The 22265-nt window shown below is 60.9% G+C and carries 18 protein-coding genes and 1 pseudogene; 11 read left to right on the plus strand and 8 right to left on the minus strand.

The features are described 5' to 3' along the window. Both ACVWVP_RS17140 and ACVWVP_RS17145 read left to right on the plus strand, forming a co-directional pair. On the plus strand, window positions 1-1467 hold the full coding sequence (locus ACVWVP_RS17140; RefSeq protein ID WP_457407328.1) for an N-acyl-D-amino-acid deacylase family protein: 1467 nt from the start codon (window positions 1-3) through the stop codon (window positions 1465-1467). 157 nt (window positions 1468-1624) lie between these two features. Continuing rightward, window positions 1625-1993 carry a glyoxalase superfamily protein gene (locus ACVWVP_RS17145; protein ID WP_178923613.1) on the plus strand — a complete coding sequence of 123 codons (369 nt, stop codon included), beginning with the start codon at window positions 1625-1627 and terminating at the stop codon, window positions 1991-1993. A 193-nt stretch (window positions 1994-2186) separates the two neighbouring features. Here ACVWVP_RS17145 and ACVWVP_RS17150 read toward each other — a convergent pair whose 3' ends face one another. The 3 genes and pseudogenes from ACVWVP_RS17150 to ACVWVP_RS17160 form a co-directional block, all read right to left on the minus strand. Beyond that, window positions 2187-3050 carry a methyl-accepting chemotaxis protein gene (locus ACVWVP_RS17150; protein WP_371319360.1) on the minus strand — a complete coding sequence of 288 codons (864 nt, stop codon included), beginning with the start codon at window positions 3048-3050 and terminating at the stop codon, window positions 2187-2189. Further along, window positions 3042-4196 (minus strand): annotated as a pseudogene (locus ACVWVP_RS17155) (methyl-accepting chemotaxis protein); the annotation flags it as partial. The gene ACVWVP_RS17150 and the pseudogene ACVWVP_RS17155, both read right to left, overlap by 9 nt. Window positions 4197-4271: 75 nt before the next feature. Further along, window positions 4272-9965 (minus strand): membrane-targeted effector domain-containing toxin, encoded by a 5694-nt coding sequence (locus ACVWVP_RS17160; protein ID WP_457407330.1) that lies wholly within the window; start codon window positions 9963-9965, stop codon window positions 4272-4274. 176 nt (window positions 9966-10141) lie between these two features. On the opposite strand from ACVWVP_RS17160, the gene ACVWVP_RS17165 reads away from it, so the two are divergent. Then, window positions 10142-10759: an FKBP-type peptidyl-prolyl cis-trans isomerase gene (locus ACVWVP_RS17165; protein WP_106578202.1), complete on the plus strand. Its 618-nt coding sequence runs from the start codon at window positions 10142-10144 to the stop codon at window positions 10757-10759. 151 nt (window positions 10760-10910) lie between these two features. On the opposite strand, the gene ACVWVP_RS17170 is transcribed toward ACVWVP_RS17165, so the two are convergent. From ACVWVP_RS17170 to ACVWVP_RS17180, 3 genes are all read right to left on the minus strand, one after another. Continuing rightward, window positions 10911-11168, minus strand: a complete 258-nt coding sequence (locus ACVWVP_RS17170; protein ID WP_064454108.1) for a PA4570 family protein — start codon at window positions 11166-11168, stop codon at window positions 10911-10913. Between the two features lie 160 nt (window positions 11169-11328). Continuing rightward, the gene (locus tag ACVWVP_RS17175; protein WP_178923619.1) at window positions 11329-11670 is read right to left on the minus strand and encodes a zinc ribbon domain-containing protein YjdM; all 342 of its coding nucleotides are present in this window, start codon (window positions 11668-11670) and stop codon (window positions 11329-11331) included. A 211-nt stretch (window positions 11671-11881) separates the two neighbouring features. Further along, entirely contained in the window at window positions 11882-12850 is a 969-nt protein-coding gene (locus ACVWVP_RS17180; protein ID WP_176996946.1) for a polyprenyl synthetase family protein, read from the minus strand. 239 nt (window positions 12851-13089) lie between these two features. Here ACVWVP_RS17180 and rplU point away from each other — a divergent pair, with 239 nt between their 5' ends. From rplU to ACVWVP_RS17215, 7 genes are all read left to right on the plus strand, one after another. After that, entirely contained in the window at window positions 13090-13404 is a 315-nt protein-coding gene (gene rplU / locus ACVWVP_RS17185) for a 50S ribosomal protein L21 (RefSeq protein ID WP_007950961.1), read from the plus strand. A 34-nt stretch (window positions 13405-13438) separates the two neighbouring features. Beyond that, window positions 13439-13696, plus strand: a complete 258-nt coding sequence (rpmA, locus tag ACVWVP_RS17190; RefSeq protein ID WP_003176049.1) for a 50S ribosomal protein L27 — start codon at window positions 13439-13441, stop codon at window positions 13694-13696. A gap of 194 nt (window positions 13697-13890) precedes the next feature. Next, window positions 13891-15114, plus strand: a complete 1224-nt coding sequence (cgtA, locus tag ACVWVP_RS17195; protein WP_176996947.1) for an Obg family GTPase CgtA — start codon at window positions 13891-13893, stop codon at window positions 15112-15114. A 109-nt stretch (window positions 15115-15223) separates the two neighbouring features. Then, on the plus strand, window positions 15224-16342 hold the full coding sequence (gene proB / locus ACVWVP_RS17200) for a glutamate 5-kinase (RefSeq protein WP_178923621.1): 1119 nt from the start codon (window positions 15224-15226) through the stop codon (window positions 16340-16342). Window positions 16343-16357: 15 nt separating this feature from the next. Further along, window positions 16358-16822 carry a CreA family protein gene (locus tag ACVWVP_RS17205; RefSeq protein WP_058425718.1) on the plus strand — a complete coding sequence of 155 codons (465 nt, stop codon included), beginning with the start codon at window positions 16358-16360 and terminating at the stop codon, window positions 16820-16822. 101 nt (window positions 16823-16923) lie between these two features. After that, window positions 16924-17406 (plus strand): glutathione peroxidase, encoded by a 483-nt coding sequence (locus ACVWVP_RS17210; RefSeq protein ID WP_178923623.1) that lies wholly within the window; start codon window positions 16924-16926, stop codon window positions 17404-17406. 147 nt (window positions 17407-17553) lie between these two features. Then, window positions 17554-18657 (plus strand): NADH:flavin oxidoreductase, encoded by a 1104-nt coding sequence (locus ACVWVP_RS17215; RefSeq protein ID WP_457407336.1) that lies wholly within the window; start codon window positions 17554-17556, stop codon window positions 18655-18657. A 336-nt stretch (window positions 18658-18993) separates the two neighbouring features. Here ACVWVP_RS17215 and ACVWVP_RS17220 read toward each other — a convergent pair whose 3' ends face one another. Next, window positions 18994-20172 carry a glycosyltransferase family 4 protein gene (locus ACVWVP_RS17220; protein WP_178923627.1) on the minus strand — a complete coding sequence of 393 codons (1179 nt, stop codon included), beginning with the start codon at window positions 20170-20172 and terminating at the stop codon, window positions 18994-18996. A gap of 54 nt (window positions 20173-20226) precedes the next feature. After that, entirely contained in the window at window positions 20227-20994 is a 768-nt protein-coding gene (gene cysZ / locus ACVWVP_RS17225; protein ID WP_178923629.1) for a sulfate transporter CysZ, read from the minus strand. Window positions 20995-21275: 281 nt separating this feature from the next. On the opposite strand from cysZ, the gene trxB reads away from it, so the two are divergent. Further along, entirely contained in the window at window positions 21276-22238 is a 963-nt protein-coding gene (trxB, locus tag ACVWVP_RS17230) for a thioredoxin-disulfide reductase (RefSeq protein ID WP_025858049.1), read from the plus strand. Window positions 22239-22265: the final 27 nt, after the last annotated feature.

Below are 22265 nucleotides of genomic sequence, written 5' to 3' on the forward strand. Positions count from 1 at the left end.
ATGACGTACGACACGCTGATTCGCCAGGCGTTGATCATCGATGGCAGCAACACGCCCGGCTATGTTGCTGACGTCGGGCTGCGCGAAGGGCGCATCGAGACCATCGGCGACTTATCCGAGGCGACGGCCACCCATGAAGTGGATGCGACGGGGCGCGTGTTGGCGCCGGGCTTTATCGACGTGCACACCCACGATGACACGGTGGTGATCCGCCAACCGCAGATGCTGCCCAAGCTCAGCCAAGGGGTTACGACGGTGATTGTCGGCAATTGCGGCATCAGTGCATCGCCGGTCAGTTTGCGCGGTGACCCTCCGGACCCGATGAACCTGTTGGGCACGCGCGCGGCGTTCACTTACCCACGGTTTTCCGATTACCGTGCTGCAGTGGAAAGCGCCCACCCAGCGGTCAACGTCGCTGCGCTGATCGGCCATACGGCCTTGCGCAGCAACCATATGGATGACCTGCATCGCACCGCCACGCCGGATGAAATTTCGGCCATGCGTGTGCAACTGCAAGAAAGCCTCGAAGCCGGCGCCCTCGGTTTATCCACAGGCCTGGCCTACGCCAGCGCGTTCAACGCCGAGACCGATGAAGTGCTGCAATTGAGTGAGGAACTGACCGCGTTTGGCGCGGTGTACACCACCCATTTGCGCAGTGAGTTCGAACCGGTGCTGGAGGCGATGGACGAGGCCTTCCTGATTGGCCGGCATGCCAGGGTGCCGGTGATCATTTCCCACCTCAAGTGCGCCGGTGCGGGTAACTGGGGACGTAGTCCGCAGCTGCTGGCGTCCTTGGAAGAGGCGGCGAAAACCCACCCGGTAGGCTGCGATTGCTACCCCTATGCGGCGAGCTCTTCGACGCTGGACCTCAAGCAGGTCACCGATGCGTTCCGCATCACCATCACCTGGTCGACGCCACACCCGGAGATGGGCGGGCGTGATTTGCAGGATATTGCGGCCGAGTGGGATGTTTCGCTGATGGATGCCGCGCGCCGGCTACAACCTGCCGGGGCGGTGTACTACGGGATGGATGAGGCGGATGTGCGGCGTATTTTGGCGCATCCCTTATCGATGGTCGGGTCGGACGGGCTGCCGGAAGACCCGTTCCCGCATCCGCGTTTGTGGGGGGCGTTTCCGCGGGTGCTGGGGCATTTCAGTCGGGATGTCGGCTTGTTCCCGTTGCATACCGCCGTGCACAAGATGACCGGGCTGTCGGCCGCGCGATTCGGGTTGTCCGAACGCGGCGAAATCCGCGAAGGGCACTGGGCTGACCTGGTGCTGTTCGACCCGTTGCGCGTGCGCGATGTGGCGGATTTCAAGGCGCCGCAGCAGGCAGCGGAAGGGATTGATGGGGTGTGGGTCAACGGCGTGTTGAGCTACAGCGAAGGGCATGCGAACGGCGAAAGGCCGGGGCGGTTCCTGGCGCGCAGTGGGGATTTGCGGGGTGGGTTTGTGGCGGGGCGGTAGATCGGTTTGGCCTTCATCGCAGGCAAGCCAGCTCCCACAGTGGATCGGGGTGGGGCTGGATGAATGCGATCCACTGTGGGAGCTGCCTGCGATTTCGATCTGCCATTCAACAATGGAACCCCCTATAGTTGTGGTTTTCAGACACGGAGGCGGATGCATGCACTTAGGAAAAGTCACCCCCATTTTGCGGATTTTCGACGAGGCCAAGGCGCTGGAGTTTTACGTCGATTTCCTGGGGTTCAAGGTGGATTGGCAGCATCGCTTCGAAGCGAATTTTCCGCTGTATTTACAAGTATCGCTGGGCGACTGCGTGCTGCATTTGTCCGAGCACCATGGCGATGCGTCGCCGGGCGCGGCGGTGCGGATCCAGGCGCAAGGGGTGGACGCCTATCAGCAGCAGTTGGTGGGCAAGGACTACCGGTATGCCAAGCCAGGGGTTGAAGACACGCCCTGGGGCTCGCGTGAGATGAGCATCAAAGACCCGTTTGGGAATCGGCTGGTGTTTGTCGAGGAAGGCGAGGGCTGAGGGGAAATCGCAGGCAATAAAAAACCCAGTTAGTGGCTGGGGCTGCGCTCTCAAAGGACGCATCGACCTGCGTCCGAGGGCTCACGTGTTCCGGTAAGTGCGCTGGAGGTAAGGCCCAACTCACGGAGGGCCGAGTATGTCTGAGTTTGCACCTGTGGCGAGGGAGCAAGCTCCCTCGCCACATTGATTACGCTTAAACCCGGAAATGACTGACCATCTGCTGCAACTGGCTGCCCAAGCGCGCCAGCTCCACACTCGATTTAGCCGTCTCGTCACTCGCCGTTGCGGTCTGCTCAGACACATCACGCACATTCACGATACTGCGGCTGATCTCTTCCGCCACGGCGCTCTGCTGCTCGGCGGCGGCTGCGATCTGCTGGTTCATCGACTGGATGTTCGACACCGTACGGGTGATGTTTTCCAGTGACACGCCGGCCTTGCGCGTCAGTTCGACGCTGCTGTCAGTGAGGCTGCGGCTGTTGTTCATCACGTTGGCCACTTGCTGCGTACCGTTCTGCAAACCGGCCACCAGGCCTTCGATTTCTTCGGTGGATTTCTGCGTGCGCTGGGCCAGTCCGCGCACTTCATCCGCCACCACGGCAAACCCACGACCGGCTTCACCGGCACGTGCCGCTTCGATCGCCGCATTGAGGGCGAGCAGGTTGGTCTGTTCGGCCACGGCCTTGATCACGTCCATCACGCTGCCGATCTTGTTGCTCTCTTGCTGCAGGTGCGTCATGGCATCGGTGGAGCGCGCCACTTCGGCGGCCAGGCGCTCGATCTGGGCAATGGCTTCGGCCACCACCTTGTCGCCTTCACGGGCCTGGCCGTCGGCGTCGGAGGCGGCCTGGGAGGCTTGCTCGGCATTGCGCGCCACTTCCTGCACGGTAGCGGTCATCTCGTGCATGGCAGTGGCCACTTGATCGGTCTCGATCTTCTGGCTGTTCACGCCTGCACTGGTCTGTTCGGTCACGGCCGACAGCTCTTCGGCGGCGCTGGAGATCTGCATCACGCCATCGCGGATACCGCTGATCAGTTCACGCAACGTGGTGCCCATGCGCTGGATGCCTTGTTGCAGCACGCCCAGTTCGTCGCGGCGGGTGACCTGGATGTTGTGGCTCAAGTCGCCCGAGGCGATGCGTTCAACCACGGCCAGGGTGTCTTGCAGTGGGCGGGTGATCTGGCGGGTGATGACCAGTGCGGCAATGATGCCGACCAGCAGGGCCAGCAGGGTGCTGATCAATTGCAGGCTGCGGGCCTGGGCGCTTTCTGCGTCGCGGCGATCCAGCTGGATGTCGTAGAGCTTTTCGCTGATCGAGACGATGTCAGTGCCCTGGGTGGTCATCTCGGCACGAGCGGTCACGATGTTGGCGTTGGCGGCCTTGTAGCTCTGCACGGCGCTGCGATAGGCGCCCAGTGCCGTTTCCAGCGAAGCCAATGCGGCTTGCTGGCTGCTGCCGAACGCGGCGCTCAGCTTCTTCAAGCCGCCGATGGCTTTTTCGATTTGTGCGGCGGCGCTGGCTTCGGTCTCGGCGTTGACGTTGTTGGTGTAGCCGCGCACTTCATAGCGCGCCAGTTGGAAGTCTTCCTTGGCATCTGTCACGGCCTGGTATTGCGTGAAGCGCTCTGCACTGTCGGGCATCTGCTGCACGTTGGTTTCCAGGGCGTTGATCTGGGCGTTGGCGATGTCAGCCTTGTCGCCCATGACCTGGCGCGCGGCGCTGCCGTTGCGATAGGCCTCGCGCATCTTGTTCAAAGACTGCTGGTAAGCGGTGATGATGCTCTTCTGCTCGTTGAGCAGCTTGAGGTTTTCCGGGCTCTTGAAGCTGTCCAGCAGTTTCTGTTGCTGGGCGGCGAAGGCGTCGAGGTTGGTCTGCACGTTCTGCGCCACGGCCTCATCACCGTTGGCCAGCATGTACTGCAAGCGCACGATGCGCAGCTTGGTCAACGAGGCGTTGAGCTGGGTGATGTCGCTCATCCAGTTACTGCGATCGATCAGGCCGCCCAGGCTGGTCCAGCCGGTCAAGGCCAGGATCGAGGTGAGGACCAATACCAGGCCGAAGCCCAGGCCCAGTTTGAGGTTGACGCTGATGTTGCCGAACCAGCTGTTCATCGAATGCTCCGCAAGTTGATGTTTGTCTGCTGGACGGTGTTGTTGTTTGAGCCAGCCAAAGTAAGTAGATGGGTATCGGCGGCGATACATGAATCTGAAATGGCTTTTTCGGCTGGTGGGGTGAAACAGGCACTCTGCCCGATGAACGGGCAGGGTGCTGGTGGCTTATCCGGCCACTTGTGTTAACCCCATGCCTCTTGGGGGAGGGGTTTTGAGCGCCTCGACCAATTGAGACAAGTAGTAGAAGCGCAGGGGGCTGAAGGACTCCCAGCGTTCGACGAAGTACTGGCCCTTGTCGTCGATTTGAATCGGCGTGGTGAGAATTTCATTGCTGCGCGAGAAGTGCACCAGGTTGGCCTCGCCGTCAGTGGGGCGCTCGATGAAGAACTGTCCGGGCGCCGTTAGCTTGCTGCGGTCCGGCAGCGGTTCGACGGGGGGCAGCGGCCGCCCTGCAATGCCCACTTCAACGCGGTAGTCGCTGCGCAAGGCCACGCCGTAGTGGTCGTCAACCCTCTGCCAGCCAGCGCTGTGCAACGGTTTGGCCAATGACGGCGCGGTATCACGCACATGCAGGCTGACGGCATCCTGCAACTGCGCGATACCGGGTACGCCGACATGCATGTCCGTGTGCGTACTGCCCATGAACGCTACCCACTTATGCGGACCCAGGGCCTGTTGGTCTGCGCTGATCACCTGGTTGGCAAAGTAGCTGAACAGCCGGGCGCGGGGGGTATCCCCACCGAGGCCTTTGACGTGATAGCTGGCGGTGCAGTCCAGTGCGCGTATGCGAATCCCGTGCTTGTTGGCTGCCTTGACGACTTGAGTGAAGGTGTCCGGGCCTCTGTATTGCGGCATGTGACCGGCGTCCAGACTCAGCAGGTAATGCTCCAGAATGGGCGGCATTTTCAGCGTGCGCTGGTAAGTCTCCAGCGCGGCCTGGTGCAGGTCGGTGAGCAGATGCTCCATGTATAGCGTCTTGACGCCCTGTTTTTTCAGGAGCTTGAAGTTGTCGATCAGCAGCCGCTTGCTGGCGCGGGCGCTGTGGGCTTCGCCAATGACCAGCCCGAGTTTTTGTTGGTACAGCCGCTCGATGAACACGGTTTCACTGCTGGTCGTGGCCAGGTTCGCCGGCAAACTGCGCGGGGGCAATGTGAGCTCGTTGAAAAAAATCTTGGCGTTGTCCGAAAGCCGCTGCCGGGTTTGGCTGAAGGTGGATTGCGCGGCAGCATGTCGGGGGGTGGCAATTGAGTAGCGAGTGTCGAGGCCGCGATGGGTCTGCCTGATCAGGTTGATATCGCTGCGAATGTCCGAGGGCAGGTCGAACGCGGCGTAATGGCTGGCAGCGCCCGCCGGTGTGCCCGACGTACTGGGTCTGCGCAACGTGGCGTGGATGGTTGGCAGGGTCAGGATGAAGTCACCGCGAGACTGCGCGCGGGTGGCGGTGTCGGGCCATACGCCGATGCGTTGGCCGGGTGCGGCGTCTTCAACCCGCAGGGCCGGAGTGTTTTGTAGATCTGCCAGGCCCGCGACCTGTTCATGAGTGCCCAGGCGGTTGGAGTCCACCAGCGCCAACCAGCCTTCGCCGGGGTTGTTTTTCAGGTTTTGTTCAATCACGGAGTGGGAGTAGGCATTGCGCAGCTTGCTGCTGCGGGGAATGAAGCGCGGACCCTCCCCAAGAGCCAGTACGTGCTCCATATGGTACGAGGCGGACCCGTCGATGCCATCGATGGCAATATTCAAGCGTTGGGTTTCCAGCAGCAATTTTCGATAAGTGAACGGGGCATCGGCCGTGAGCCCCAGGGCTTGATCGACTTGCATCAGATGCCGCTCGATCTGGGCCAGCGCCTGGGCCTTGTTGCCGCCGAGCTGGTTGTTGAGGACCTTCAGCTTGCGATGGAACAGGTCGCGGGGCAGGTTTTCGATGTAGACGCGCGTGAGCCCCTGTTCGGCCAGCGCAGGCAATTGTTCGATCAACAGTTGCTTGCTGGCGATGGAGCTGTCGAGGGCGCCGATGATCAGGCGTTTGTGGCGATTGAACAGCGACTTGAGGATATCCACAGGTGCGGTATCGACCGCGAACACGGGCAAGGGGGACTTGGGCGCCGCAGCGGGGAGCGCCGGGAAGAAGGCGTCGGCACGCTGGTTCAGCCGTTCGATCTGCTTGGCATATGCCGTGCGCAAGGGGGCCGCTTGGTTGAAGGCATTACCTTGTGCGGCACCGCCATATTCGGCCCCCATCCCCTCCAGGCGGGCCTTGAACTCCGGGTCGAGCATCGCGCGGAAGGTCTTGGCTTGCTCGGGCGCGACGTCGAATGCCTCCAGTGGGCTGCTCTCGTCGGCCAACAGCTTTTCGTATTTCTTGCGCCCGCCACCGACCACACCGGAACGCACCCATTGGCCGTCGGCATTGCGGTTGACCAACCGTGAGGTGGACAGCAACTGGCCGCTCTGCGGGTCATGGCGATACAGCAAGTAGCGACCCAATGCATCCGGGGTGTGTGACGCCCACAGTGAGTTTCCGTCGAACAGCACCGGCTGCATGCCCTCGGGTTTGAGCATGTCTACCTGGCTGAGCACTGCGTTGTCGGCAGCTTGTGTGCTCGTGCGAATCGTCGGACGCAGTGACTTGAAGGCGCCCTTCAATGCCGGACGCGCGTCGAACAACAGCGCCCCACCCACATTGGCCAGGTAGCCGAGATAGTGCTGCAGGGCGCTGTCCGTGTCGTTCTGGTGGTAGGCGTTGAGGGCGAGCATGGCGTCCTTGAAGGCCAGTAGGCCGCCCAGGGTCAGACTGAGCAGTGGGAACGGCATGGTGGCGACCGCGGTCAGCCACTCGACGCAGGTCCACAGAATGCCAGTGATCATCTGGAGCCGATTGACTGTTGTCGCGTGCACGTCATCGATCTTGCGTTGCAGGCTCATGTTGTAGAACTCATGGCGCAGATCGGTCAGCGGTGTGATGTGCTGGATGCTGTCATACCGGGCAGGGCTCGGGGTGGTGCGGTCGATCTCGACCGGCAACCCTTCACGAGCGGTTTTCAGGAACTGTGCAACCCGTGCCATTGACGGCAACGGTACCCGCGCGCCCCAGTAAGCGGGCATCCCCTCAACTTTTTTGAGCACGTAGTTGAACAGCCTGGCCTCGCGCCAACGGATGCCGTCCGGCGCATCAGGGGTGTAAAGCAGTATCGGGTTGTCGCCGTGGCTGAACAGGTAGTTGCCGATCACCCAGTCTCCATCAATGGACAGTCGGTGCACCCTGTAGATGTTGCGCTCGGTGTTGCCGCTGTCGGAAAGACCCTCAATGGCCTTCTCCAGCCAGGCCAGGTCAGCTGGAGTGAGATGCCCTTGCAGGCGGGACTCCAGAGCCGCGCTTTTCATCTGCAGTTGCACGATGGCCAGCACGGCAGTGCGTCGCTCGTCATAGCCTGGGCTGTCACTGTTTTGCAGGCGTCGACGGATTTCATCGGTGTAGCGTTGGCCGATCCAGACGCCCGTGACGGAGCGTGCTACGTTCTGCGCTGTCAACGGGCTCAGGTCTACGTCGGGCGGGCCGCGGAAGGTCGCGGAGGTTGGGAATTTTTCATTGAGAAAGCCGATGCCGTCTTCATACCCATCGCGATACAGCGTGGTGTACGACACTGGCGTCGCCGCAGCGCCCACCAGTGGTTTGGGGGCATAGGCAAATACTGTATCCGGGTCAATATCGTTTTGCTGGCGACCTAACAGACGGTTGAGACTGAGCCTGGCTTGGTCATGCAGGTAGTGCTCGAACGCAGGGACGCTGGATTCAGCGTCTGGCCTTGCGTTATAGACACGCAGTGCGCCGGCCGCATCGTCGGCCAGGCTTGCCAGGCGGCTGCGATCATTGACAGAGGCCGTGCGGTACCAGGCCGGTGAGCTGAACTCGTAGTCATCCAACTGTATCGTCAACTGGTGCGCGGCTATCGCTTCCAGGCAGTCGGCATAGGTGCACGGTTTGCCAAAAGTCACTTCCAGGTGCTCGTTGGCGTCAGGGCGCAGGCTGATGCTGCGCAGAAAGTCACGCATCTTTGGCCTGAAACGCTGCGGCACCTGATCCAGCAGGTAGTCGCTCATGGTGCGCCCCTTGAGGCGGGCCTTGCTGTCCGTCCAGCCGATGATATGGGTCTGGCATTCGCGCAGTGTGTTGAATGCGATGAACTGCCGGGCGCTCGGTGCGTCGGGCGTACACAGCAGGAGGCGTTTGACCTGGCCCTGGCCGTCATCTTCGCGCAGCAGCCACAGGTCCTTGAGTTGTGCGCCGTGGAGCAACACGGTCTGGGCGTGCAACGATTGGCGTGTGTGTTTTTGCAAGTCTTCGAAACGTTGGAAATCGTCCGGGCCCAGATGGCCTTGCAGCCGGGCGAGGTTGGCCATGAGCACCAGGCGCTGATCGAAGAGCCTCCGTGCCGCCAATTTGACTTGTGGAGCGGCCAGTGCGGTTTTCAGCGTGCTGGCGAAGTCCAGGCGCGGTTGCAGGTCTTGCAGCAGCGTGAGCAAGGTGGGCAGGTTGAGGTGCGCGTGGGCGGCGCCAAGCGGCGCTCCGGCGTAGCTCAAGGTGCTGCGATCGAGGAACGCCGAACCGGGCGTACTGTCGCCGGGGTGCAGGCCGCGCAGGGTCAGCTCCACCAATGACCGTTGCTGGTTGTAGGTGCCAACCTGAGGCACGGTACGAAGCGTGGTGATGTGCAGCAGGTCCGGGTCCAGGTCGTGGATATCCAGCTCATCGGCCAGTTGCTCGGCCCATTGATGGCGGGCCAGGGCTTGAGGTGTCGCGGCGGGGCCGAACAGTTCGAGGAAAGCCTGGCGGGCTTGATTGTAGCGCTGCAGGTGCTGGTCGATGGTCGCGCGCTCGCGCGTGTTGGCGCTGCGATACCAGTCGGGCAGGGCATTGAACAGGTCGCGCTCCAGCAGGCGTTGGGCGCGAAAGTCCAGGCGCGGCGTGAGGTCGGGCAGCGCGGCGTGGAGGGCGTCGTCGAGGTGCTGCTTGAGTTGGGTAGCGTTCAACTGAGCATTTTCGGCCAGGCTCAGGGCGTGGTGGATGTCTTTTTTACGTTTGTCGAGCAGGGCTTGATAAGCATGTTCGAACAGCGGTTGATCGGTGATCGGTTGCAGTGCCAGCGGCCAGATATCGGTGACATCCAGGTGCTGATACTGCACCGGCAAGTGACGGCTGAATTCAGCGTGGCCGCTGCGCAGTGCCATGGTATGCAGCAGGCCCTGGTCAAGGTCTTGCAAGGTGGCGAAGGCTTCCAACCCACGTGAGGGCGTGAAGAGCAGCACCGGGCCCACGACGGCATCGCCGCTCAAGCGGTCAACGCTCGGGGTAGCCTGGCGTGTCAGCACGAACGCCCCGGCGAATTCGATGCGTCGGTCCTGGTAATCAAAGGTCAAGGCGTACAGACCAGGGCGCAACGTCGGAGGCCGGGAGCAGTCTTCCAGCATCTGCAGGTCGAGGGGGGACAGCAAGGTATCGCTGACATTGAGCCGGGTTTCCTGTTCCAGCGCCTTGATGCCGGCAGTGTCAGTCAGGTAGGTCTTGCGGCTCTGGCCATTGACGGTGCTGGTGTCATCCAGGTGTTGCAGCTGGGTGTCCAGGCGGGTTTTCAGTTTGGCCAGTTGGCCGGGGTCGGTCAGGTCCAGCGCCTGGTAAAGGGCGCTGGCCTGGGTCATATAGGCTTGGTTGATGCGCTTGAGGGTCGTGTTGAGGGTGTCCAGTGCCAGCCGCTCATCTGGCAAGGTGACGGGGCGCCGACTATGGGGGCGCAGCGTTGGGGCGATTTCCAGCAGGTGACTGTGGAGTTGTTGCAGGGGGAGGCGGTGATTCGGCGTACTCATCGGCACGGTCCCAGGGTGATGAATGGAACCACCAGCATGGGGAGTGGCGATGGGGGTCCGGCTGTAGATAGCTATAGCGGGACGCTCATCAAGGTTGGGTGTTGTGTGCTAGTCTGCTGGCCCTTTTAGATCTGGAGGGCACGGACATTCGTGCCGTCCTACAGCGGAGCACCTTCATGTCCGAAGTTAATCTGTCCACCGACGAAACCCGCGTCAGCTACGGTATTGGCCGTCAACTGGGCGACCAACTGCGCGACAACCCGCCACCGGGCGTGAGCATCGACGCGATCCTGGCCGGCTTGACCGACGCGTTCGCCGGTAAGCCAAGCCGTGTTGACCAGGAGCAAATGGCTGCAAGCTTCAAGGTCATCCGTGAAATCATGCAAGCCGAAGCGGCTGCCAAGGCTGAAGCGGCTGCTGGCGCTGGCCTGGCATTCCTGGCTGAAAATGCCAAGCGTGATGGCATCACCACCCTGGCTTCTGGCCTGCAATTTGAAGTGCTGACCGCGGGTACTGGCGCCAAGCCAACCCGTGAAGACCAAGTGCGTACCCACTACCACGGCACCCTGATCGACGGCACTGTGTTTGACAGCTCCTACGAGCGCGGCCAGCCTGCAGAATTCCCGGTCGGTGGCGTGATCGCTGGCTGGACCGAAGCCCTGCAACTGATGAATGCCGGCAGCAAATGGCGCCTGTACGTGCCGAGCGAACTGGCTTATGGCGCTCAAGGCGTTGGCAGCATCCCGCCGCACAGCGTTCTGGTGTTCGACGTCGAGCTGCTCGACGTTCTGTAAGACCTGCTGATTACTGCGGGTGTTGGGCTTGTGTGGGAGCGGGCTTGCTCGCGAATGCATCAACGCGGTCTGTCTGATACACCGTGTTGTCCGCTTCGCGAGCAAGCCCGCTCCCACATAAAGCCCGTTCCCAAAGACTGTACAGTTTGCTTCATGGATGGAACTTGCCATTCAACTCAGTGGCCGGGCGCAACGCTCGGGCATAGCAGAACAGAAACAGGTTACGCACGACCTCCTTCAACACCCCAGGCTCACTGGAACTCAGGCCACTCACGTCCAGGTCGCCCTGGTCCTGCAGCTCATTCAGCGCTTCCTCTTCCAGCACCGCACAGACTTCACCGGTTTCCCGATGCAGGATGCGCAGGTAAGGGTGTGGGCGGTCCAGCCAGGCATCGATCAAATACGTCATGAGTCATTCTCCTTGATGGGTTTCAATGAGAATAATTCTTATTCGTGGAATAGCAAGTGCCTATTGGCGGATTCTGGATTTTTCTGTGTGGATATTGCGCGGGATCAACGGGGAGGGCGAAACGCCATCCCGCGACGGGCGCGGGATGGAAGCAGCAGGTTCAGACCTTGCGCACGAACTCGGACTTGAGCTTCATCGGGCCGATACCGTCGATCTTGCAATCGATATCGTGGTCGCCGTCGCACAGGCGGATGTTCTTGACCTTGGTGCCGACCTTGACCACCAGGGAAGTGCCCTTGACCTTGAGGTCCTTGATCACGGTGATGGTATCGCCGTCCTGCAGCACATTGCCTACAGCATCTTTCTTCACGGTTTCATCACCGGCTGCTTCGGTCTCGCCGTTGGCGGACCACTCATGGGCGCATTCCGGGCAGATCAGCTGGGCGCCGTCTTCGTAGGTGTATTCGGAATTGCATTTCGGGCAGGGTGGCAACGTGCTCACTAAGGCTCCTTGAGAGTCAGGATGGCTAAAGGGCGCACATTATATAGGGTTTATTGCGAGGGAGGACGCAGTCTTGAGCTGGCAATACAAACTAAATGTGGGAGCGGGCTTGCTCGCGAAAGCGGATTTCAGTCAGCACATATACCGACTGATACACCGCTTTCGCGAGCAAGCCCGCTCCCACACAAGCCCTTTCCTACATAGGGCCGGATCAGTGAGTGCGGGCTACCGCAAACTCACTCAGCTCGACCAAGGCGTCCCGGTATTCGCTGGCTGGAATCACTTCCAGGCACTGGATGGCACGGGCGACGAAGTCACGCGCCAGCTGAGCGGTGTAATCCAGCGAGCCCGAAGCTTCAACGGCGGCACGGATGGCCTCCAGGTCTTCGATCCCGCCTTTCTGGATCGCCTTGCGCACCAGGGCTGCCTGTTCCGGTGTGCCTTCGCGCATGGTGTAGATCAACGGCAGGGTCGGCTTGCCTTCGGCCAGGTCGTCACCCACGTTCTTGCCCAGGGTTTCGGCGTCGCCACGGTAGTCGAGCAGGTCGTCCACCAGTTGGAACGCCACGCCCAGGTGATCACCAAAGGTGCGCAGCGCTTCGGCCTGTTCGGCGGTCGCGCCACACAGCGCTGCGGCACTGTGGGTCGAGGCTTCGAAGAGCATCGCGGTCTTGCCGCGAATCACTTCCATGTAGGTTTCTTCGGTGGTGCTGGCGTCGCGGACCTTCGACAGCTGCAACACTTCGCCCTCGGCGATGATGCGTGTGGCCTGTGAAAGAATCTTCATCACTGGCATCGAGCCCAGCTCGACCATCATTTCGAAGGAGCGCGAATACAGGAAGTCACCCACCAGTACGCTGGGGGCATTGCCCCACATTGCGTTGGCGGTCTCGCGGCCACGGCGCATGCCGGACATGTCGACCACGTCGTCATGCAGCAGGGTAGCGGTGTGCAGGAACTCAATGGTGGCGGCCAGGAGGCGCAGGTCATCGCCCTCACGGCCCAGGGCCTTGCCGCACAGCAACACTAATAAAGGACGCAGGCGTTTGCCGCCCGCCGACGTAATGTAGTCGCCGATTTTGGAGACCAGCGGCACTTTAGATGTCAGCTGCTGCTTGATGATGCCGTCGACGGCGCTAAAATCGTCCGCGACCGCGCGGTAGAAAGCTTGGGGTTGCATCAGCGACAGTCGCTCCAGAAGGGTTGCGCGGCATGCTAGGACCCTGACCCCCGGGTGTCAAGGCGCGATAGACGGCCCCTTGCAACACCCCTTTACCTTGCGTACAATCGCGCACCCTGAACTTCCTGGGCAGCACCTGCCTTACGCAATTGCATTCGGGACGTCCATCCCATGCAGCCATGCCAGCCAATACCTCTTCTTATAAAGCGCTGGGTGAGCAGGATTATCGGAGAAATACCATGTCGTACGCAGTAATTGTTACTGGTGGCAAGCAATACAAAGTCGCCCCAGGTGAATACCTGAAGATCGAAAAACTGGAAGTCGCTACTGGCGAATCCGTGACTTTTGATCGCGTTCTGTTGGTCGCCAATGGCGATGACGTGAACATCGGCGCTCCAGTTGTTGCTGGCGCTACCGTTGTGGCTGAAGTGATCTCCCAAGGTCGTCACGATAAAGTCCGCATCATCAAGTTCCGTCGTCGTAAGCACCACATGAAGCGTATGGGCCACCGCCAGTGGTACACCGAGATCAAAATCACCGGTATTCAGGCTTAATTTCAGCCTAATTCCTCACTAGGAGAATTGACTCATGGCACACAAAAAAGCTGGTGGTAGTACCCGTAACGGTCGCGACTCAGAAGCCAAACGCCTTGGCGTGAAGATGTATGGCGGCCAGAAAATCATTCCGGGCAACATCATCGTGCGTCAGCGCGGCACCCAATTCCACGCCGGTTACGGTGTAGGCATGGGTAAAGATCACACTCTCTTCGCGAAAATCGAAGGCGTGATCAAGTTTGAAGTAAAAGGCGCGTTCAATCGCCGTTACGTGAGCGTTGTCGCAGCTTAATTGCGAGATCGCTGGAAAAGCCCTGTCTTGCGACGGGGCTTTTTCGTTTGTGGGGTGAGTCTCTTGCAAAGCTGTTTGTAATGGGCGCAAGCCGCCGCATTTGCGGCGGTTGCTTGAGGTCGCTACGCTCATTTTTGCAAGAGTCTTATGTCTTGGTTTCTTAAGCTCGTCCACGCGACGAGAGGCGTTTTGTTATGAAGTTCGTTGATGAAGTTTCCATCCGAGTAAAAGCAGGCGACGGCGGTAACGGTTGCATGAGTTTCCGTCGCGAAAAATTCATCGAAAACGGTGGCCCCAACGGCGGTGACGGCGGTGACGGCGGTTCCATCTACATGATGGCCGACGAAAACCTCAACACCCTGGTCGACTACCGTTACACCCGGCACTTCGATGCCGAGCGTGGCTCCAACGGCGGCAGCACCGACTGCACCGGTAAAAAAGGCGAAGACCTGGTACTGCGCGTACCGGTCGGCACCACCATCATCGACTCTGCCACCCAGGAAGTGATTGGCGACCTGACCAAGGCCGGCCAGAAGCTGATGGTTGTGCAGGGCGGCTGGCACGGTCTGGGCAACACCCGATTCAAGTCCAGTACCAACCGCGCGCCGCGCCAGACCACTCCAGGCAAGCCGGGCGAACAGCGTGACCTGAAGCTGGAAATGAAAGTATTGGCCGACGTGGGCCTGTTGGGCCTGCCGAACGCCGGTAAAAGTACCTTCATCCGCTCGGTCTCGGCCGCGAAGCCGAAAGTTGCCGACTACCCGTTCACCACCCTGGTGCCTAACCTGGGCGTGGTCAGCGTTGACCGCTGGAAAAGCTTCGTGATCGCCGACATTCCCGGTCTGATCGAAGGTGCTTCCGATGGCGCAGGCCTGGGGATTCGCTTCCTCAAGCACTTGTCCCGTACCCGTCTGCTGCTGCACCTCGTGGACATGGCGCCACTGGATGACACCAGCGCACCGGATGCCGCCGAAGTGATCGTCAGCGAACTGACCAAGTTCAGCCCGTCCCTGGCCGAGCGTGATCGTTGGCTGGTGCTGAACAAGTGCGACCAGATCCTCGAAGAAGAGCACGAGGCGCGCGTCAAGGAAATCGTCGACCGCCTGGAGTGGGAAGGCCCGGTCTACGTGATCTCGGCCATCGCCAAAGAAGGCACCGAGCGCCTGACCCGCGACATCATGCGCTACCTGGAAGACCGCGCCGACCGCCTGGCGGCCGACCCGGTGTTCAAGGCCGAACTGGCCGAACTCGACCAGCGCATCGAAGACGAAGCCCGCGCCCAGCTGCAGGCCCTGGACGACCAGCGTGCCTTGCGCCGCAGTGGCGTGAAGTCGGTCCACGACATCGGCGACGACGATTGGGACGAAGAAGACGTGGATGATGAAGACGGTCCGGAAATCATTTACGTGCGCGACTGATCCGTTGCAGTAAACTTGAACGCCGCTCCCTGGAGCGGCGTTTTAGTATCCGGGTTTAACGTTATGGGCCGCGCTGGGTCGCGCAGCCCTCAATCTAAGGTTGAAGATGATGCGGAGCAAAGTGACAGGTGCGCAGCGCTGGGTCGTAAAGATCGGAAGTGCGTTGCTGACGGCGGATGGCAAAGGTCTGGATCGCGCAGCCATGGGCGTCTGGGTCGAGCAGATGGTGGCCTTGCATGAGGCCGGTGTGGAGCTGGTGCTGGTGTCGTCCGGGGCCGTTGCCGCCGGGATGAGCCGCCTCGGCTGGACCGCGCGACCCAGCGCGATGCACGAACTGCAAGCCGCCGCCGCCATCGGCCAGATGGGCCTGGTGCAAGCCTGGGAATCCAGCTTTGCCGAGCACGGCCGCCACACGGCGCAGATCCTGCTGACCCACGACGACCTGTCCGACCGCAAGCGCTACCTCAACGCCCGTAGCACCCTGCGCGCGCTGGTAGAGCTGAAAGTCATCCCGGTGATCAACGAAAACGATACCGTGGTCACCGACGAAATCCGCTTTGGCGACAACGACACCCTGGCCGCCCTGGTGGCCAACCTGGTGGAAGCCGATCTGCTGGTGATCCTCACCGACCGCGACGGCATGTTTGACGCCGACCCGCGCAACAACCCCGATGCCCAGTTGATCTTCGAAGCCCGCGCCGATGACCCGGCCCTGGACGCCGTGGCCGGCAGCGTCGGCGGTGCCCTGGGCCGTGGCGGCATGCAGACCAAGCTGCGTGCGGCACGCCTGGCAGCGCGCTCTGGTGCCCACACCATCATCGTGGGTGGGCGCATCGAGCGTGTGCTGGACCGTCTCAAGGCCGGCGAGCGCATCGGTACGCTGCTGTCGCCGGAACGCGGCATGCTGGCGGCGCGCAAACAATGGCTGGCCGGTCATCTGCAAACCCGTGGCACCCTGGTGCTGGATGATGGCGCGGTGTCGGCGTTGTCCCAGGGCAACAAGAGTTTGCTGCCGGTGGGCGTCAAGCTGGTGCAGGGCAGCTTCCGCCGTGGTGAGATGGTGGTGTGCGTTGCGCCGGATGGCCGTGAGATCGCCCGTGGCCTGGCCAACTACAGCGCCTTGGAAGCGCAGAAAATCATTGGACAATCTTCCGATGCGATTGTCGGATTATTGGGTTACATGGCGGAACCTGAGTTGGTCCACCGCGACAACCTGATCCTGGTCTAACCAAAGGAATACACGATGCGCGTGATAAAGGGATTGCTCGGCCTGCTGCTGGCCATGCCACTGCTGGCCTCGGCCGAAGAAATCGGCCAGGTGTCGACCGTATTCAAATTCGTCGGCCCCAACGACCGGATCGTTGTCGAAGCCTTCGATGACCCCAAGGTCGACGGCGTGACCTGTTACCTGTCGCGCGCCAAGACTGGCGGCGTCAAAGGCGGCCTGGGCCTGGCTGAAGACCGCGCCGAAGCCTCGATTGCCTGCCGCCAGGTGGGCCCGATCCGCTTCAAGGGCGAGCTCAAGGATGGCGACGAAGTGTTCAAGGAGCGCACCTCCCTTGTGTTCAAGACCATGCAGGTGGTGCGCTTCCTCGACAAGAAGCGCAACACCCTCGTTTACCTGGTGTACAGCGACCGTTTGATCGAAGGCAGCCCGCAAAATGCGGTGACCGCCATACCGATTCTGCCCTGGCCGACCGCTCAGTAACCCGCAGGCGAGTTTTGTCATCGACGTCTATGATTGCAGGCTTGCGGGTTGTAATCTCGAAGCGCCGCAATGCGAAGAACATGGGATATCTGGAGTTCGTCATGAGTGCTTTCCACGACCTGAAACTCAAAGCTTTGGACGGACAAGAGCTGCCATTGGCGCCCTTCAAGGGGCACGTTGTGCTGGTGGTGAATGTGGCCTCCAAATGTGGTTTGACCCCGCAATACGCGGCCTTGGAAAACCTCTACCAGCAATACAAGGACCAGGGGTTTACCGTGCTTGGCCTGCCGTGCAACCAGTTTGCCGGCCAGGAGCCAGGCACCGAAGAGGAGATCCGCGAGTTCTGCAGCCTGAACTATGGTGTGACCTTCCCCTTGGGCAGCAAGCTCGACGTCAATGGCCATGACCGTCATCAGCTGTACCGCTTGCTGGCGGGTGAGGGCGCTGAATTCCCCGGGGACATCACCTGGAACTTCGAAAAATTCCTGCTGGGCAAGGATGGGCGCGTACTTGCCCGTTTCTCTCCCCGTACCGCACCGGATGATCCCACCATCGTCCAGGCCATCGAAAAAGCCCTGAGCTGACACTATCCCTGTGTAGGAGCCGGCAAGCCGGCTCCTACAGGATTGCGCCGCTTTTACCCCTTAATCACCCAAATCAATAGTGCTATCCAACACGCTGCACTCTCCATATTATCCACATCATAAATCCCTCTGACGTGGAGTGCTCCCATGCCTGTGCAAGCCTTGTTCAAACCCTTCCAGCTCGGCGCATTGCAACTGTCGACCCGTGTCGTGATGGCGCCGATGACCCGCTCGTTCTCCCCGGGTGGCGTACCCAACTCCAAAGTCATCGAGTACTACCGTCGTCGCGCCGCAGCCGGTGTGGGCCTGATCATCACCGAAGGTACGGTGGTGGGGCACCCGGCTTCCAATGGCTACCCGAACGTGCCGCACTTCTACGGCGAAGGCGCCTTGGCTGGTTGGAAAAAAGTGGTCGACGCCGTGCACGCCGAAGGTGGCAAGATCGTCCCGCAGCTGTGGCACGTGGGCAGCGTGCGCCGTATCGGTACCGAGCCGGATGCCAGCGTGCCGGCTTACGGTCCGATGGAAAAGCTCAAGGACGGCAACGTGGTCGTCCACGGCATGACCCAGCAAGACATCAAGGACGTGATCAACGCCTTCGCCCAAGCCGCCAAGGATGCCCAGAGCATCGGCATGGACGGCGTGGAGATCCACGGTGCCCACGGTTACCTGGTGGACCAGTTCTTCTGGGAAGGCAGCAACCAGCGCACCGACGAATACGGCGGCAGCCTGGCCAACCGCTCGCGCTTTGCCATCGAACTGATCCAGGCCACCCGCGCCGCTGTCGGTCCGGATTTCCCGATCATCTTCCGTTTCTCCCAGTGGAAGCAGCAGGACTACACCGCACGCCTGGTGCAAACCCCGCAAGCGCTGGGTGAGTTCCTCAAGCCGTTGGCCGATGCAGGTGTGGATATTTTCCACTGCTCCACCCGCCGTTTCTGGGAGCCCGAATTCGAAGGTTCCGACCTCAACCTGGCCGGCTGGACCCGTCAGCTCACCGGCAAGCCGACCATCACCGTGGGCAGCGTCGGCCTGGATGGCGAGTTCCTGCAGTTCATGGTCAATACCGACAAGGTCGCGCAACCGGCCAGCCTGGAAAAGCTGCTGGAGCGTTTGAACAACGACGAGTTCGACCTGGTCGCCGTGGGCCGTGCCCTGCTGGTGGACCCGGATTGGGCGCTGAAGGTGCGTGAAGGTCGCGAGGGTGACATCCTGCCGTTCAGCCGTGAAGCGCTGACGACCCTGGTGTGAGTGGCTCGACTCCCTGTGCTCGCACAGGGAGTCTTGTCGCCTTAGCGGTTAATATTGCGGCCCTTTGTATAGCTCTCTAGTGCGATCGATTTTATGCGGGTCGACTTGCCCAGGCTGGCCGTAGACAGGGGGTTCAGCTCGAGATTTATCCAAGACTTGTTGCTGGCGCGCCCATTCGGCGTTTGGCATGTTGACGCCATTACGTACACCCATTCCATAAGCTGACATTTTTCGTATCTCCGTCAATTGAAGAGCCTGCTTGAATCGCAGGTATCAATAATTGGCGCTCAGCGCTATCGGAGTTCCTGATGTAAACATAGGGAAAGACTTAACGCTTCATTGCACGAAAGGCTGCGTAGGTAGCGCAAAGTTTTCGCCGCACACCCCGCGCAACTGCCGCTCAAACTGCTCGATAATTGCCGGCCAGCCTTGCCGGCTGGCATGTTGCCGGGCATTGAGGCGCATGCGGCGCAGGCTTTCGGCGTCTTCCAGCAGCCAGTTGGCGGCATCGCAGAACGCACCTTCGTCCCCGGGCATCGCCAGCACACCGTTGTAGCCATGGCGAATATGCTGGGTCGCTGCGGCCTGATCGTAGGCCACCACTCCCAACCCCGACGCCATGGCTTCCAGCACCACATTGCCGAAGGTTTCCGTCAGGCTGGGAAACAGGAACACGTCACCCGAGGCGTAATGCCGCGCGAGTGCTTCACCGCGCAAGGTGCCGCAGAAAATCGCCTCGGGCAGTTCCTTCTCCATGGTGGCCCGTTGCGGCCCATCGCCGACGATGATCAGTTTCATCTGGCGCATGGGGTAGGTGTCTTGCAACGTCTCGAAGCACCGCTTGAGCAGCCCCAGGTTTTTTTCCTGCGCCAATCGCCCCACATACAGCACAGCGGTTTGCTCGTCGTTCAAGGCCCAGCTTTCACGCAGCGCACTGTCGCGCTTGGCCGGGTGGAACAACTGGCTGTCCACACCGCGTGACAGCATGCCCAAGCGCTCGAAGTGCCGGCGCTCCAGTTCCAGGCGCTGGCTGGCGCTGGGCACCAGGGTCAAGGTCGAGCGGTTGTGAAACCAGCGCAAGTAATGGGTGACCATCCGGCTCAACACACTCAAGCCGTATTGGTTGGAGTACTGCTGGAAGTTGGTGTGAAAGCCACTGACCACGCTGATGCCCAAGCGCCTGGCTGCGCGCAGGGCAGACAGTCCCAGTGGCCCTTCCGTGGCGATATACAGCACATCCGGGCGCTGGCGCGTCCAGCGCCTGAGCAACTTGTGCATCGACGACTGGCCCCATTGCAGGCCGGGGTAACCCGGCAATGGCCAGCCACGACACAGCAGCAATTCGTCGTCGCTGGGGCGGCTCTGGTCGCTGCCCTGGCGTGGGCGTACCAGCTCGACTTGATGGCCGCGCGCGCGCAAACCCTCGCACAGGCGGCCAAGGGTATTGGCCACCCCGTTGATTTCTGGCGGGAAGGTTTCGGTAATAAGGGTGATGTGAAGCGAGGCTGTCGTCATGACCCACAGTGTCACCGTGGGCCATGTCGTCATTGTGTCATCGGGATGATGGATTTATGACGGGGTCACTTTTTTCTGCTGTGCCATCGCCTCGGCACCTTGTTCGCGCACCCAGAACAGCGTGGCCCCGGCCACTGCCGCCGGCATCATCAGCAGGTTGACCACCGGCACCAGCAGCACCAGGTAGACAATCCCGCCGAAGCTCATGCTCTGCCAGCGCTTCTGGCGCAGCCAGGCGAGCATTTCGTTCCAGCCCAGCTTGTGGTTGTCGGCCGGGTAGTCGATGTACTGGATCGCCATCATCCACACGCCGAACAACAGCCACAGCGGTGCGGCGACCAAGTTGACCACCGGGATGAACGACAGGATAAACAGGCCGATGGCCCGTGGCAGGAAGTAGCCCAGCTTGCGCATTTCGCGGGCCAGGGTGCGCGGCACCATGGCGATCAGTTCGCCCCAGCTGAAGGCTGGGAAGTCATCCGTGCCGCGCACCACCACCTCAACCTTCTCCGAGAGAAAACCGTTGAACGGCGCGGCGATGATGTTGGCCAGCATGGTGAAGGTGAAAAACACCATCAACACCACCAGCACCACAAACAGTGGCCACAAGAGGTAATTCAGAAAACCCAGCCAACTGGGTAGCGTCGGCATCAAATGGTCGACCCACAGGCTGAACTGGTGGCCGGCGAAATAGATCAAGCCGACGAACAGCACCAGGTTGATCGCCAGCGGCAGCAGCACAAACAGGCGCAGGCCAGGGCTCAGCACCAGTTTGAGGCCTTCACGCAGGTATTGCGGGCCGGAAAGAGCAGGGGCGGGCATGGAGAACTCCGAGCAAAGGGACGAACGCGCCGACCTTACCGGCTTTGCTGAACAGGCGAAAGTCACGACATCAGCAGTAACAAACCCATCGATCAACCGGGTCGACTGCATAGAGACCACCTATGAGCTGGATTGTTATTCCGTATTTCCTTAATCTTGCCCCCCTCTATACGCTGCACCCATTATTTTCAGGACGTGCGAGTTCAAGCCTTCCCCAAGTGCTTCGCGGTCCTTTTTTATTCCAGCCGCCCTGTTGCCCGGGTGGTCGATAGGAGTGAGTCATGTCTGATACCCGTCATTCGCGAGTGATTATTCTCGGTTCCGGCCCTGCCGGTTACAGCGCTGCGGTCTACGCTGCCCGGGCCAACCTCAAGCCGCTGCTGATCACCGGCATGCAGGCGGGCGGTCAGTTGACCACCACCACCGAAGTCGACAACTGGCCGGGCGACGTCCATGGCCTGACCGGCCCGGTGCTGATGGAGCGCATGAAAGAGCATGCCGAGCGCTTCGAAACCGAGATCGTCTTCGACCACATCAACAAGGTCGACTTCTCCAAGAAGCCTTACAGCCTGACCGGCGACAGCGGCGTCTACACCTGTGACGCCCTGATCATCGCCACCGGCGCCAGCGCTCGCTACCTGGGCCTGCCATCGGAAGAAGCGTTCATGGGCAAGGGCGTTTCCGCTTGCGCAACCTGCGACGGTTTCTTCTACCGTAACAAACCGGTCGCCGTAGTCGGCGGTGGCAACACCGCCGTGGAAGAGGCACTGTACCTGGCCAACATCGCCAGCACCGTGACCCTGGTTCACCGTCGCGAGACCTTCCGTGCCGAGAAGATCCTGATCGACAAGCTGCACGCCCGTGTCGCTGAAGGCAAGATCATCCTCAAGCTCAATGCCACCCTGGACGAAGTCCTGGGCGACAATATGGGCGTGACCGGTGCCCGCCTGAAAAACAACGACGGCAGCTTCGACGAACTGAAAGTCGACGGCGTGTTCATCGCCATCGGCCACACCCCGAACACGTCGCTGTTCGAAGGCGTGCTGGAAGCCAAAGACGGCTACCTGGTGGTGCAGGGCGGCCGTGAAGGCAACGCCACTGCCACCAACATCGAGGGCATCTTCGCCGCCGGTGACGTGGCTGACCACGTGTACCGCCAAGCCATTACCTCGGCCGGCGCCGGTTGCATGGCAGCCCTGGATGCCGAGCGTTACCTCGATGGGTTGAAGGACGCTGCGTTCTAAACCCGTTGAAATAAAAAAACCGGCTGA

The sequence above is a fragment of the Pseudomonas sp. TE24901 genome (assembly GCF_054058375.1).